A 13559-nucleotide genomic window follows, 5' to 3' on the forward strand; every position below is an offset into this window, starting at 1 on the left:
TGGAAACACCTTTGCGAAGGTTACACATTTACCATTCATGCTCCTTTATTAACCTTTTTCTTTATTTGTTTTTACCACAACTTTGTATTGGTTAAACCCGCAATATGCATTAGAAATTCTATTACACGTTGAAATTACTTTAAAACAAGACACTTGGTTGCATCACTTCAACTCACCAGAACGATGCTCCCGAAAGTAATCGGGACAAGTGATGCCTCGTTTCAGTAATGCCTTGTTTTATTGTACTTGCAATGCTCATGACGAACCTCCAATACATAATCCGGGTTAAATAAAAGTGATTACTGCATCCAATAATGATTTGGTTAATATTTAAAAACAAGTAAGATGAAAACAAGAATATTCACATTATTTATGGCATTGGCTTTTGCTTCTTCAACCATAGCTAATGCCCAGGAAACAGAAGCGACACGTCTTTTAAAAAAACATAACAAGGAGTTTATTCCCGACATAATTCAATTAAATGAGCATGTGTATGTTGCTGTTGGATATGATGGCTCAAATGCCTCTATGGTTATTGGAGAAGACGGGGTTGTTATTATTGATGCGCTTCGTGCTTTGGGTGCAGCCGAAAATGTGGCGGCAGAGTTCCGTAAAATAACGAGCAAACCGGTGAAGGCGCTTATTTACACGCATGGTCATGCCGACCATACCGGTGGAGCTACGGCGTTTATTGGAAAAAACAAAGGTGTTATGGTTATTGCCCGGAAGGGATTTAAAGAAGAGCTACAGGAACGTTCGCCCATAGAACCTATTTTAAAACAACGAAACGCACGGCAATTCGGGCGGAATTTACCCCATAAAGACATTATCAATAGAGGCGTTGCACCTGGTACAACTTCAACCGACCGGGTTGGTCAAGGGTATATTGAACCTAATTTTACATTTCAAGACACCATGAAAATTACACTTGTAGGTTTGGATTTCGAACTGTATGCTGCCGATGGGGAAACCAATGACCAGTTATTTGTGTGGTGTCCTGGAGAAAACGCCTTATTTGCGGGCGACAATTACTATAAAGCATTTCCAAACCTCTATGCTATTCGCGGCTCCCAATACCGGGATGTTAAAGCATGGGGCGAATCGGTTCAAAAAATGAGCTCTTTTCCAGTGGAATATCTTGTACCAGGCCATACGCGTCCTCTTATCGGAAAATCAGTGATTTATCGCAATTTACAAAACTATTCTACCGCCATTTTAAGTGTTTACCAACAAACCATCGACTGCATGAACAAAGGATATACACTCCAACAAACGGTTGACCATGTTAAGCTACCCGATTCGCTGGTAAATCAACCCAATTTGCGGGAGTTTTATGGCTCCGTTGCTTGGGGAGTACGTTCAATATATTTTCACTATGTAGGTTGGTTCGATGGAAACCCATCAAACCTTTTTCCCCTTGCAGCATCGGAAGAAGCAATAAATATTATTGAACTTGCAGGGGGAGAAAAAAAGATGTTTGACCAGCTAAGTAAGGCCTTGGATGAAGGTAATGACCAATGGGGTTTACAATTGGCCGATTATCTGTTGCAAACTGACTATGAAAAGGCCAAAGTTATTGAAGCTAAAATAAAGTTGTTAAGGAGTTTGGCTTCTCAACAATTAAATGCACCTGCCAGAAATTATTATCTGTCGTATGCATATGAGCTGGAAGAAAAGTTAAGTTACGAAAGAATGCCATGAAAGCATCTAATGAAGGAGACTTTCAATGGGCAGCTGAATGGAGTGATTATCTTCTTGCTATTCATATAAGCGGCAAGTAAATAATGAAGCTGAAAGCAGATGACATAATGGGAATTGCCAATAAGGTAACAGCTGCCAGTAGGAACTATATGAATAGTTATATCATGGAGTTAAAAGAAGGGTAAGTAATCATAAAGAATCCGTAAATCAATAAAATATGAAAATAGCAGTAACAACGGCAAGCGGCAACTTAGGTTCAGCAATTGTTGAACGACTGAAGGTTGAAATTGGAAAAGAAAATTTAATCGGGATTGCACGTACACCGGAAAAAGCAATATTCCTGGATGTAGAAATTCGAAAAGGAGACTACAATAATAAAGCAGACTTTGTATCAGCACTTCAGGGGGTAGATGTTGTTCTACTGGTCTCCGGGATGGATCACCCGGATAAAAGAATACAACAGCATCGAAATGTTATTGAGGCAGCCAAAGAAAATGGGGTTAAAAAGATCGTCTACACCAGCATCTTTGGCGCAGCGACCGGAAATGCTTTTAGTCCCATTGTGGCGAGCAACCGTCAAACAGAAGAGGACATAAAAAACTCGGGTATGGCCTGGGCAATAGGTCGCAACGGCATTTATATTGAACCTGATTTAGCGTATATTGAGAACTATAAAAAAGAAAGAGGTATCGTTAACTGTGCTGCAGATGGCAAGTGTGGTTATACGTCGCGCAATGAATTAGCATATGCCTACTTTAAGTTGCTCACTGATGATAGCTTGCTGCGCAACACATTTAATCTGTTTGGACAAACCATTACACAACAACAACTGGCCGATGCTATCAACAAAGCATATGGTCTTGAGCTGACCTTTAAAAGCATATCAGTTGAAACGTATACGGAACAGCGTAAAGCGGCTCTCGGCGATTTCCTAGGTACTGTAATAGGTGGAATATACGAAGGAATTAGATACGGAAAATTTGACGGGCCATCTGATTTCTTTAAGGTAGCAGGACGCGCTCATCAATCAGTAGACGAAATGATTAACAATTATCTTCAAAAACAAAAAACAGATTCAATCTGATTTTAATATCCAACTGATTTGGAAAAACTAGTTTATTTGGGATTATATTGCATCTAATGAGCTAATATTTACAGCCTGTTGCGCATAAGAAGTGCACGGGATTTGGATCCGTGGGGATAGGTGGAGTAAATCCACCATTCTATCCCAAGTAGCCGTGTTTTGGGTACGATACATGGAAGGTTCTAGTTTTAAGATCCTTCCTAAAATAAAGAGTTTTGGTACACGGAACCTATTTTAAACCAGAAGAAATTCAGAAAGATACCATAGTTGTTGACTGGGAAGATTAAAACGTATTCATTATCCCGATTATGTATTAGAGGTACGTAATGAGCATTTAAAATACCATAAAACAAGAAGTTGCTGAAGCGTAGCATAGCGCCGTTCCGATGAGTTGAAGCAACTCAGTGAAAAGCCTTGTTTTGAAGTGGTTTTATTGTGTAACAGGATTTTTAATACATATTGCGGTCTAAATAGTAACTTTCGTGAAGGCTCGGTTCAGATAGGAGTCATATAGAACCCCATCCCGGTTAATAATATCAGCGGTTATTAGCTTTGCACTTACCGAAGTTTTTTTTTGAATGGAAAAAATTAATTGCCCTTGATAGATGAGGTTCGATTCCCTTGGATTCTCAAGTAACATAAACCCGGATTTGAAATAGGAATAATATCGAAGTTTAATCTGCGTTTTTTTTTAAGCAACAATTGAATTTGAGGCGATGCTAGTTTAAAAGTGGATAAGAAATCCGGCTCCAGGAAAGTTGCAAGCCTTAAACCTGAAAAAAAGGATAGTAGCCATAGGTGTAATTGTGAATCCTCAATAATATTTATGACCTTTGCACAAAATTGTAAGGGAATATGAGTGAGCGGAATTTTAAAGGACGAAGAAAACCTAAAATTAATAGGCAGGAGAGTGGTTTAAAATCACTTCAGGATAAGCATGCGACTTCAACATCAGATAAAAAAGAAATACGGCTAAATAAGTTTATTGCCAATGCTGGCGTTTGTAGCAGGAGGGAAGCGGACAAACTGATAGCCGAAGGACTAATAACCGTTAATGGGGAAACAGTTACATCAGTGGGAACCAAGGTCAGGCTTTCGGACAAAGTTATTTATGAAGGAAAAGAACTGAATGCAGAGAAATTGGTTTATGTTCTTTTGAACAAACCCAAAAATTGCGTGACTACACTTAGCGATCCGCATGCCAAACATACCGTTATCGATATTGTAAAACATGCATGTTCCGAGCGAATTTATCCTGTGGGGCGATTGGATAAAATGACAACGGGAGTTTTGTTGCTGACCAACGATGGCGATTTGGCCAAGCGCTTGACTCACCCGAGCCACGAACACCGTAAAATATACCATGCCTTTTTGGATAAAGGTATTACACAGGAGGATTTGGACAAAATTGCCACCGGGTTCGAATTGGAGGATGGATTTATTAAGTCCGATAAAATAAGTTTGGTGCAAGGAAATCCCATGGAGGTAGGTGTTGAAATCCATTCCGGTAAAAACCGAATTGTACGACGTATTTTTAAACATCTGGGCTATGAGGTAGTAAAATTGGATAGGGTATATTTTTCCGGGTTAACCAAAAAAGACGTTCCTCGTGGGAAATGGCGTTTCTTGACTTCAAAAGAAATTACATTTTTAAAAGCGGGTATAATGAAATAAAGTGCTGGTGTAAGTATGCCGGTATTTTAGATTTCCCGGCAATTTATACATACACTTTTTACTAAATATTATCATCTTTACCCAAAAGTTTAATTCAAACACAAATATGATAAAGCTATGACCTTAATTAAATCCATCTCAGGAATTAGAGGTACAATCGGAGGACATCCCGGAGAGGGCCTGAGTCCTTTAGATATTGTTAAATTTACGGCAGCTTATGCGGTATGGGCTAAAGAAAATACGCAAAAAGAAAGAATTACTGTAGTCGTCGGTCGTGACGCCCGAATCTCTGGCCCTATGGTTGATAAAATGGTGGTAGGTACCTTAATGGGCTCAGGAGTTGATGTGATCAACCTTGGCTTGTCTACAACCCCTACAACGGAATTGGCCGTGACCATGGAAAAGGCGGACGGCGGTATTATTTTAACAGCCAGCCACAATCCTAAACAATGGAATGCCTTAAAGTTGCTAAACAACCAAGGGGAGTTTTTAAGTGCAGCTGACGGGGAAAAAATTTTAAAGATCGCTGATGCGGAAGAATTTGCATTTGCAGAGGTGGATGATTTAGGTTCTGTTAAACAAGACGACAGCTATTTGCAAAAACATATAGACCATGTTTGCGGTCTGGGACTGGTTGATGTTGAGGCTATCAAAGGTGCAAACTTTACCGTAGCGTTAGATTGTGTAAACTCTACGGGTGGTATGTATTTGCCGCCGTTATTAAAAGCTTTGGGTGTAAAAAACGTTATGGAATTGTATTGCGAGGCTAACGGGCAATTCCCGCATAACCCGGAACCTCTGCCAGAGAATTTAACCGAAATTTCGGCCATGATCAAAGATAAAAAAGCCGATGTGGGTTTTGTGGTGGATCCGGATGTTGACCGTTTGGCTATTGTTAACGAGGACGGCAGTATGTTTGGGGAAGAATATACCTTGGTGGCTGTTTCGGACTATGTGTTGAGCCAAACAAAAGGAAATACGGTTTCCAACCTTTCTTCAACCAGAGCATTGCGCGATGTGACGGTGAAAAATGGAGGATCGTATTCGGCTGCTGCCGTGGGTGAAGTGAATGTGGTTAATAAAATGAAGGAAACCAATGCGGTAATCGGTGGTGAAGGAAACGGTGGAATCATTTATCCAGCCTCGCATTATGGACGCGATGCACTAGTTGGAATTGGATTGTTCCTTACTTTATTGGCGAAGTCAGGTAAATCCTGTTCGGCGTTAAGAGCTACATATCCGGGGTATTTTATCTCTAAAAATAAAATACAGCTAACCCCGGCATTGGATGTAGATAACATTTTGGCTGATATGAAAGCGAAATATAGTCATGAGCAGGTAAACGATATCGATGGAGTTAAAATTGATTTTCCTGACAGATGGGTCCATCTTCGAAAGTCAAATACAGAGCCTATCATCAGAATTTATTCCGAAGCACCAACAGATGCTGAGGCCGATGAACTGGCGCAAAAAATTATAGCTGACATCAAAGAGGTAGCAGGTATTTAAGATGAAGCAAATTTGCTAAATCCAGAAACGTCCCTTTGGATGGTACTAAGAGACGTTTCTGATTTTATCTAATTACAAGGACAATGGTTCCCTGTACGCCATGAAAAGTCATCAATACGCCAATCCCATTCAAAACATATGCATTACGGCAAACTAAAGTGTCATATTTTCTAAATTAAGCACATATCTAACTATATAATAATCTAACTATCAGTTTGTATGCATGGCATGTTCTGTGCGGCATAGAAATACCTTTCATAAGCCTTCTGTTTTTTTAATATGTACATATATAAAAATATGTTACAATATTTATTGCTGCATATTACACAATGGGCATAATATTTGTTGCTATTGGCAATTGTCCAGAACTGTAAAATCTAAACTAATGAGAAACAAAAAAAATGTAAACAGGTTAATTATAGCCTGTCTCATAGTAACAATTGGGATCATTTACTTTGGTTTTATAAAACCTGCACCATACTCGGAAAATTCAATTCAGGCAGAAGTCAAAAGAGGAGATTTTAAATCGTTAGTTTATAGCACAGGGCAACTTCAGGCACAAAATTCTGTATCTATCAATGTTCCAAACGAATTATCTGCACGTTACATTAATATATATGAAATTAAGGTAACAAAGCTAATTGAGGAAGGTACGGTGGTCGATTCGGGCGATTATGTGGCATCACTTGATCATAGCGCAGTGGAAGAAAAGATGAGTGAAGCGTTAGTTACACTTACCGAAAAACTGGAAGCTTATGAAGATGCTAAAATAGATACTAATATCAATTTAAGTAATTTGCGGGACAACCTGATTACTGCCAGGATTGATATGGAAGAAAAAAATCTAATTTTAAAACAGTCTGTTTATGAATCGCCTTCCGTGATACGTCAGGCTAGTTTAGACGTGGATAAAGCAAAACGAAAGTTGGATCAGGAGTTACGTAATTATGATTTAAAAAAACAGCAAGATGTCATTAAGGTCAATAGGGCCTATAAATCCATCGAAAGCGTTAGGACCAGGATACAAGAAATAGAGAACCTATTTGAAGCAATTGATATTAAGGCTCCGGCACCCGGGATGTTAATTTACAGTTTCGACCGAACCGGAAATAAAATAAAGGTGGGAAGTATAGTGAACCGGTGGGAACCTAAAATTGCCGAATTACCCGATCTGACGTCCATGATCTCAAAAACTTTTATTAACGAGGTCGATATAAGCAAAATTAAGGTAGGGCAAAAAGTTAAGGTGGGTGTAGATGCCTTTCCCGAAAAGGAGTTTGACGGGGAAGTAACCGAAGTAGCCAATATCGGACAGGTAATACCCGGAGGTGATTCCAAAGTGTTTGAGGTATCCATACAAGTGCATGGATACGATAAGGATTTAAGGCCTGCCATGACCACGGTTAACATAATCACCACAAATACCTTGAACGATGTGTTATATATCCCGCTTGAAGCTGTTTTTAAAAATGATTCCATCACATATGTTTACAAAGCCGATCTGCCAAACAAAAAGCAAATCATAGAGTGCGGTGCAGAAAACGAAAATTATGCAGAAGTCAAACAAGGGCTTCGACAAGGTGAAATGGTGCTGATGAATGAACCTGTGCCAAACACGGAAATGGGTTATATAGGATTGGATATCTATGAATACCTGTTGCAACAGGATTCCGTTCGCAGTGTAGAAACGCAAGAACAAGCATTACATATCAAAGGTAAATAGGCTATGGGCGAAATCAATAAATTATATACCAGGTATATACATAATGTTATCATTGCCATCGAGGCTATTTTCGCAAACACGGTAAAATCGCTCCTTACCGCCTTGGGTATCATGTTTGGTGTAGCGGCGGTAATAAGTATGCTGGCCATAGGCAAAGGGGCCCAGAATGAAGTGTTGGAGCAAATTAAACTGGTAGGGGTTAATAATATTATTGTAACACCAGTGCAAAAGGCCGTGGATTCAGAAGGTGATCAATCGGAAGATGACAACGAGCATACGGGCAGGAGAAAATCAAGAGGATTGACCCTTCAGGATGCCCATTCTATTTTAGAAACCATTCCTTCGGTAGCAAAGGTGAGTCCTGTGATTTCGATGAATTATTATGCTGTTAAAAGTGGTAAAAGTTATCCAATCGTACTGGAAGGTGTCTCGGCCGATTATTTTTCATTGTTAAACATATCCATTAAAAACGGGAAATCTTTTAGCGCAGAACAAGATAAAAGAGGATTACCGGTATGTATCATTGGTGATAATGTAAGAAACAAGTTCTTTAACCAGGATAATCCAATAGGCAATTACATAAAGGTTGGCGAAAATTGGCTTCAGGTAATCGGTGTAGCGGAGAAAAGAGATTTTACCACATCTGCTTCCGATGAAATGGGAATTAGCTCGTCCGACAATAAAGTCTTTGTGCCTGCCCAGTCGTTATTAATTCGATATAAAGACAGATCCAGGATTAACCCTGCCGATTTTGAACGTATGAGCAGAGGAGGCAATCGAGGTCGTAGTAATGATGAAAGTAATTCTTCGGAGCGCCAAAACCAGTTGGATAAGATTGTGGTTCAGGTAGCTGAAACGGAACACTTAAGCGCCACCGCTGATATAGTTAAAAGGATGTTGTTGCGTAGGCATTCGAACCTGTACGATTTTCAGGTGACGGTGCCTGAACTTTTGTTGAAACAACAGCAAAAGACCAATGATATATTTAACATTGTTTTAGGGGCTATAGCGGGCATCTCTTTGCTGGTAGGTGGAATAGGTATTATGAATATCATGCTGGCTTCTGTTTGGGAACGCATTCGGGAAATAGGGACCCGTCAGGCCCTTTGGGCTTCACGCAAAGATATCATCGTCCAGTTTTTATCGGAATCGACCCTGATTAGTATCGTGGGCGGATTGATTGGGATAATCATTGGTGTAAGTATGGCATATGTCATTGAAATGGCTGCTAATATTAAAACGATAGTTTCGTTTTGGTCCGTTTTCATTGCCTTTGGCGTATCTGCTACTGTTGGGGTAGTTTTTGGGTATTTGCCCGCACGCAGCGCTGCCAACCAGGATCCCGTTGAATCTTTACGACATTAAATATAGCAAACATGACAATCAAGCAATTGGCCTTAATCATATGCATCACGGTATTGTGCTGTTATTCTACAACTGCCCAAAAGGAAGAAGTGAGTTTGAACTTAACTTTGGATCAGGCAATTGAAATAGCATTTAACCAATCGATATATAGTTTCCGACAAAAGCACATGTATTTGGCCTCCTATTGGGACTTTAGAAGTTATAAGGCCGAAAAGCTCCCTTTGTTGGGCTTAACTTCCACACCGGTTAGCTACAACCGCACCATTACTTCAAGGTACGAAGACGGTGAAGATGTTTTAGTGCCTTCGGAAAGATTTAGTTCGGATGCAACACTGGATGTATCCCAAAACATAATTGCCACAGGCGGAAAAGTGTCCGTTTCAAGTGAGTTTCGAAGATTGGAGAATTTAGAAAGCGGCAATGTGTCCTATTCATCTATTCCGTTTTCAATAGGTATATCGCAACCCATAGGTGGTTACAATTATTTTAAATGGCAATCGAAAATTGAACCTTTAAAGTTCGAACAAGCTAAGCGGGAATATTTGCAGAGTTTGCAAGAATTATCGGAAAGAACAACAAACGTTTTCTTTAATTTAATTAAAGCAGAGATTAACCTGAATATTGCCGAAACCAATGTCTTCAATGCCGATACGCTATATCGGATTGGTAAAGGACGCTTTGAGATAGGCACGGTTACACAGGATGAACTGTTGGACCTGGAGTTAAGTTTGCTGAATGCAAATATTGCCTTAAGTAAATCAAAGGTCGACCTGGAACAGGCACGTTATTCCATTAATTCTTTTTTAGGATTAGATGATAACGTTAATATTATATGTGTGTTGCCATCGGAAATCCCTGAGTTTAAAATTCAGGTAGACGAAGCGATGGCAATGGCGCTGGAAAACAACCCGGATATATTAAATTACAAACAACAGCTTATTGAAGCCGACAGGGGGATTGCACAAGCCAGAGGGAACAATGGGATTGATGCAAGTGTAAGTGCGAATTTTGGGTATAACAAAAACACCGATAAGTTTGACGAGGTGTATCAAAGCCCTTACGGAGATGACCAAAGATTAAGCCTGAGCCTTGGGATACCCATTGTGGATTGGGGTAAGAAAAGAGGTCAGGTGCAAATGGCACGCTCTAATAAAAGGGTGCAGGAAGCCACTGTTCGACAATCTAAAATTGACTTTGAGCAAAACGTGTTTTTGCAGGTGATGGAGTTTAATATGCAAGAGGAGCAAGTGAAAATTTCTGCCAAAGCCGATACTATAGCACAGCGCGGTTATGAGGTGACCAAACAAAGGTTTTTAATTGACAAGGTAGATGTTATCAAGTTAAATGCTGCCAGAAACTCGGTGGATGCTGCCAAACGAAGTTATATTGAAAGTGTTCAAACATATTGGACCAACTATTTTAATATCAGAAAAACCACCTTATATGATTTTGAAACCAATGTAACGCTTATGAAAGAACTGGACAGCTTGCTGCAAAAATAATAGATCAGACAAATAATACTTGACAAAAAACGAGCATGAGATTTTCATTAAAAAATATTTCCGGAAAATATACCCTATGGGGTATATTGGGTGTATTGGTATTGATTCCGGTTTTTGTTCTTTGGCCATCATCACTTAAATATGAAACCGCACAGGCCGAGATTGCACAATTTGATTTAGAGGTTTCGGCGGAAGGTGAAGTGCAGGCATTGGAATACGAAAATATTAATATTCCGTCTTTAATCAACAAGCGCGAATTAAGGATATGGTATTTGAAGATAAGCAATATGGTGGCGGAAGGCAGCAAAGTGAAAAAAGGCGATTTTGTGGCCTCTTTAGATCCAACAGACGTTGATATGCGCATGAAAAGAAGCATAGAGAGGATAGATGAGTACAGTAACTCGCTGGAATCGGCAGTTTTGGATAGTACGATCATTTTGATGCAAAAAAGAGAAGAGCTGATCAATACAAAAGATGACTTGACGGAATCCCAAATAAAGGTAGAACAATCTAAATTTGAATCAAAAGCAACGCAACGCCAGGCCAAAATAATGCTGGAGAAAGCTCAATTAGACATAAACAACAAGAGAAGAAATTTGGAGAAAGAAGCGCAAAGGCAAAAAATGAAGGTTGAGCGCTTAGAAAGAAAGCTGGAAGAAGAGCAACGTGAAAAAAAACTGTATGAAGAGCTGAGGAAACAATTACAGATAAAATCTCCTTCATCGGGAATGGTGGTGTATGGTAAGGATGGGAGGGGGAGAAAAACCAAAGTAGGTGACGATGTTGGTCCATGGATGCCTATAATTGCAACCATCCCCGACCTAAACTCTCTCGTTTCTGAAGCGATTGTTAAGGAAATTGATATTGCAAAAATTAAAGTCGGCCAAAAGGTTTCGATTGTTATTGATGCTTTTCCCGAAGAAGAATTCGAGGGTGAGGTTATGAAAATTGCAAATATGGGGCAGCCCATTAAAGGTGCTGGGATGAATGGTTTTAAAGTTATTATTGATATCAATACAAACGGCAAAAAAGTCTTGCCAAGTATGACCACCAACAATAAAATTTTAATAGCAAGCTTTAGTAATGATGTGGTGGTCCCGCGTATGGCTGTTTTTAACGAAGGTTCGTATCAGGTAGTGTTTTTGAAACAAGGTGTTTCGGTGGTTAAAAAGATGGTTGAAATTGGTGGGGAAAATGAGACCCATATAAGAATTACCCACGGGTTAGATCCCGGAGATGAGGTGTTACTCTCACGACCTGAAGGGTTTAACTAAATTTGGACAATGGGTGCAACTCTTTGGTGTTTTTGTTGTTGTAAAGATGTTGTTAAACATCGTTTAATAATTGAAGAAAAATATCTGCAATTAAAATCAACTGCATATATTTGTTCCTCCTTAAAAATACATAACAACAAAATATAGCAAAATTTAAAGTAATACAATTATGAAAGTAACCGTAGTTGGAGCAGGAAACGTTGGAGCTACTTGTGCAGACGTTTTGGCATACCGCGAAATTGCCAATGAAGTAGTTTTACTGGACATTAAAGAAGGTGTGGCCGAAGGAAAAGCCTTGGATATTTGGCAAAAAGCTCCTATCAACCTGTATGATACTCGGACCGTGGGTTCTACAAACGATTATGGAAAAACAGCAGGTTCTGATGTTGTTGTCATTACATCTGGCCTTCCTCGTAAACCAGGGATGACTCGCGATGACCTAATTTCGATCAATGCGGGAATCGTAAAAACCGTAACCGAGAACGTAGTAAAGCATTCGCCGGAGGCAATCATTATTATTGTTTCCAACCCGCTTGATGTGATGACCTACCAGGCTCACATTTCGTCTAAATTCCCTCGCGCCAGGGTGATGGGTATGGCAGGAATCCTGGATACTGCACGTTACAGGGCTTTCTTAGCTGAGGAATTAAATGTTTCCCCCAAAGATATTCAGGCTGTGTTAATGGGTGGACACGGTGATACGATGGTTCCACTTCCCCGCTACACTACGGTAGGTGGAATTCCGGTTACTGAGCTGATAGATGCCGATAAACTGGACGCTATTATTGAACGTACTAAATTCGGTGGAGGCGAGTTGGTTAAACTAATGGGTACTTCTGCCTGGTATGCACCCGGTTCTGCTGCTGCTCAAATGGTTGAAGCGATCGTAAGAGATCAAAAAAGAGTATTTCCGGTTTGTATTAAGCTGGAAGGAGAATACGGAATTGATGACTGTTATTTGGGTGTGCCCGTAATTTTGGGTAAAAACGGTATCGAAAAAGTAATTGAGCTTGACTTGAACGAAGAAGAAAAAGCATTGTTGGAGACTAGCCGCACGCACGTTTTGGAAGTGATGAAAGTATTGGATAAGTAATATCTGATATAATTAGATAACATTAAAGGCTGTTCGTAATTTGGACAGCCTTTATTTTTTCACACTACTGTCCGACAAAAAAACGCTCCTATAAACCTATACCTCTTTTGTCTCAAGCCAACGGGCTTTTCATTTTTAGTTCGTCTAAGTTTTTATATCTCAATGGTTTTTATGATTTCGGCTACGATCCAATTGCCTTGGCTGCAAACGAAACACAAATCGCACTGCCATTTGTGCCGCCGCTGGCATGAAAAAGCTAAAAATCAGTACGCTTCGCTCAAAAAAATAACCTTACTAGGTTCAAACAGCTTTTACTTTTACTGATTTTTACTCCGTCGGTAATACCTAAGTAAGCCTAATATTACACTCACTTATCGCAAAAATTCTTTTTTAACGCTTTTGCTTGAAGTCGGATTACCCCGGATTATGCATTAGAACTCGTCGTGAACATTGCAAGTACAATAAAACAAGGCATTACTGAAACGAGGCATAACTTGTCCCGATTACTTTCCATAGCCGTTAACTTAAGGGAACCTATTGGTACAAAAACACATACACAGACGGACTTCCCCAATGAGGAAGTTTATAAGTTTTTTCTCCATATCTGTATTTATTTTATTTATGATAAAAAGGC

The 13559-nt window shown here is 39.6% G+C and carries 9 protein-coding genes; all 9 read left to right on the forward strand.

Features of this window, described 5'->3' with window-relative positions; translation table 11 throughout:
* The first annotated feature begins 345 nt into the window (after window positions 1-345).
* Window positions 346-1701, forward strand: a complete 1356-nt coding sequence (locus ACRD64_RS14850; RefSeq protein ID WP_430934231.1) for an alkyl sulfatase dimerization domain-containing protein — start codon at window positions 346-348, stop codon at window positions 1699-1701.
* Window positions 1702-1918: 217 nt separating this feature from the next.
* Window positions 1919-2785: an NAD(P)H-binding protein gene (locus tag ACRD64_RS14855; protein ID WP_430934232.1), complete on the forward strand. Its 867-nt coding sequence runs from the start codon at window positions 1919-1921 to the stop codon at window positions 2783-2785.
* 855 nt (window positions 2786-3640) lie between these two features.
* Window positions 3641-4459 carry a pseudouridine synthase gene (locus ACRD64_RS14860; protein ID WP_430934233.1) on the forward strand — a complete coding sequence of 273 codons (819 nt, stop codon included), beginning with the start codon at window positions 3641-3643 and terminating at the stop codon, window positions 4457-4459.
* Between the two features lie 117 nt (window positions 4460-4576).
* Window positions 4577-5968, forward strand: coding sequence for a phosphoglucosamine mutase (gene glmM / locus ACRD64_RS14865; protein ID WP_430934234.1), 1392 nt, complete (start codon window positions 4577-4579; stop codon window positions 5966-5968).
* Window positions 5969-6353: 385 nt separating this feature from the next.
* On the forward strand, window positions 6354-7691 hold the full coding sequence (locus tag ACRD64_RS14870) for an efflux RND transporter periplasmic adaptor subunit (RefSeq protein ID WP_430934235.1): 1338 nt from the start codon (window positions 6354-6356) through the stop codon (window positions 7689-7691).
* A 3-nt stretch (window positions 7692-7694) separates the two neighbouring features.
* On the forward strand, window positions 7695-9056 hold the full coding sequence (locus ACRD64_RS14875; RefSeq protein WP_430934236.1) for an ABC transporter permease: 1362 nt from the start codon (window positions 7695-7697) through the stop codon (window positions 9054-9056).
* Between the two features lie 11 nt (window positions 9057-9067).
* Window positions 9068-10558 carry a TolC family protein gene (locus ACRD64_RS14880; RefSeq protein WP_430934237.1) on the forward strand — a complete coding sequence of 497 codons (1491 nt, stop codon included), beginning with the start codon at window positions 9068-9070 and terminating at the stop codon, window positions 10556-10558.
* Window positions 10559-10593: 35 nt separating this feature from the next.
* On the forward strand, window positions 10594-11832 hold the full coding sequence (locus ACRD64_RS14885) for an efflux RND transporter periplasmic adaptor subunit (protein WP_430934238.1): 1239 nt from the start codon (window positions 10594-10596) through the stop codon (window positions 11830-11832).
* A 169-nt stretch (window positions 11833-12001) separates the two neighbouring features.
* Window positions 12002-12925 carry a malate dehydrogenase gene (mdh, locus tag ACRD64_RS14890; protein ID WP_430934239.1) on the forward strand — a complete coding sequence of 308 codons (924 nt, stop codon included), beginning with the start codon at window positions 12002-12004 and terminating at the stop codon, window positions 12923-12925.
* The last annotated feature ends 634 nt before the right edge of the window (window positions 12926-13559 follow it).

Source organism: Saccharicrinis sp. 156, assembly GCF_050589685.1.
Classification (GTDB): Bacteria; Bacteroidota; Bacteroidia; order Bacteroidales; family Marinilabiliaceae; genus Saccharicrinis.

What these genes read in the sequence shown, in the direction of transcription:
- ACRD64_RS14850 (WP_430934231.1), top strand. Translation starts at nt 346, where the DNA reads ATGAAAACAAGAATATTCACATTATTTATGGCATTGGCTTTTGCTTCT.
- ACRD64_RS14855 (WP_430934232.1), top strand. Translation starts at nt 1,919, where the DNA reads ATGAAAATAGCAGTAACAACGGCAAGCGGCAACTTAGGTTCAGCAATT.
- ACRD64_RS14860 (WP_430934233.1), top strand. Translation starts at nt 3,641, where the DNA reads ATGAGTGAGCGGAATTTTAAAGGACGAAGAAAACCTAAAATTAATAGG.
- glmM (WP_430934234.1), top strand. Translation starts at nt 4,577, where the DNA reads ATGACCTTAATTAAATCCATCTCAGGAATTAGAGGTACAATCGGAGGA.
- ACRD64_RS14870 (WP_430934235.1), top strand. Translation starts at nt 6,354, where the DNA reads ATGAGAAACAAAAAAAATGTAAACAGGTTAATTATAGCCTGTCTCATA.
- ACRD64_RS14875 (WP_430934236.1), top strand. Translation starts at nt 7,695, where the DNA reads ATGGGCGAAATCAATAAATTATATACCAGGTATATACATAATGTTATC.
- ACRD64_RS14880 (WP_430934237.1), top strand. Translation starts at nt 9,068, where the DNA reads ATGACAATCAAGCAATTGGCCTTAATCATATGCATCACGGTATTGTGC.
- ACRD64_RS14885 (WP_430934238.1), top strand. Translation starts at nt 10,594, where the DNA reads ATGAGATTTTCATTAAAAAATATTTCCGGAAAATATACCCTATGGGGT.
- mdh (WP_430934239.1), top strand. Translation starts at nt 12,002, where the DNA reads ATGAAAGTAACCGTAGTTGGAGCAGGAAACGTTGGAGCTACTTGTGCA.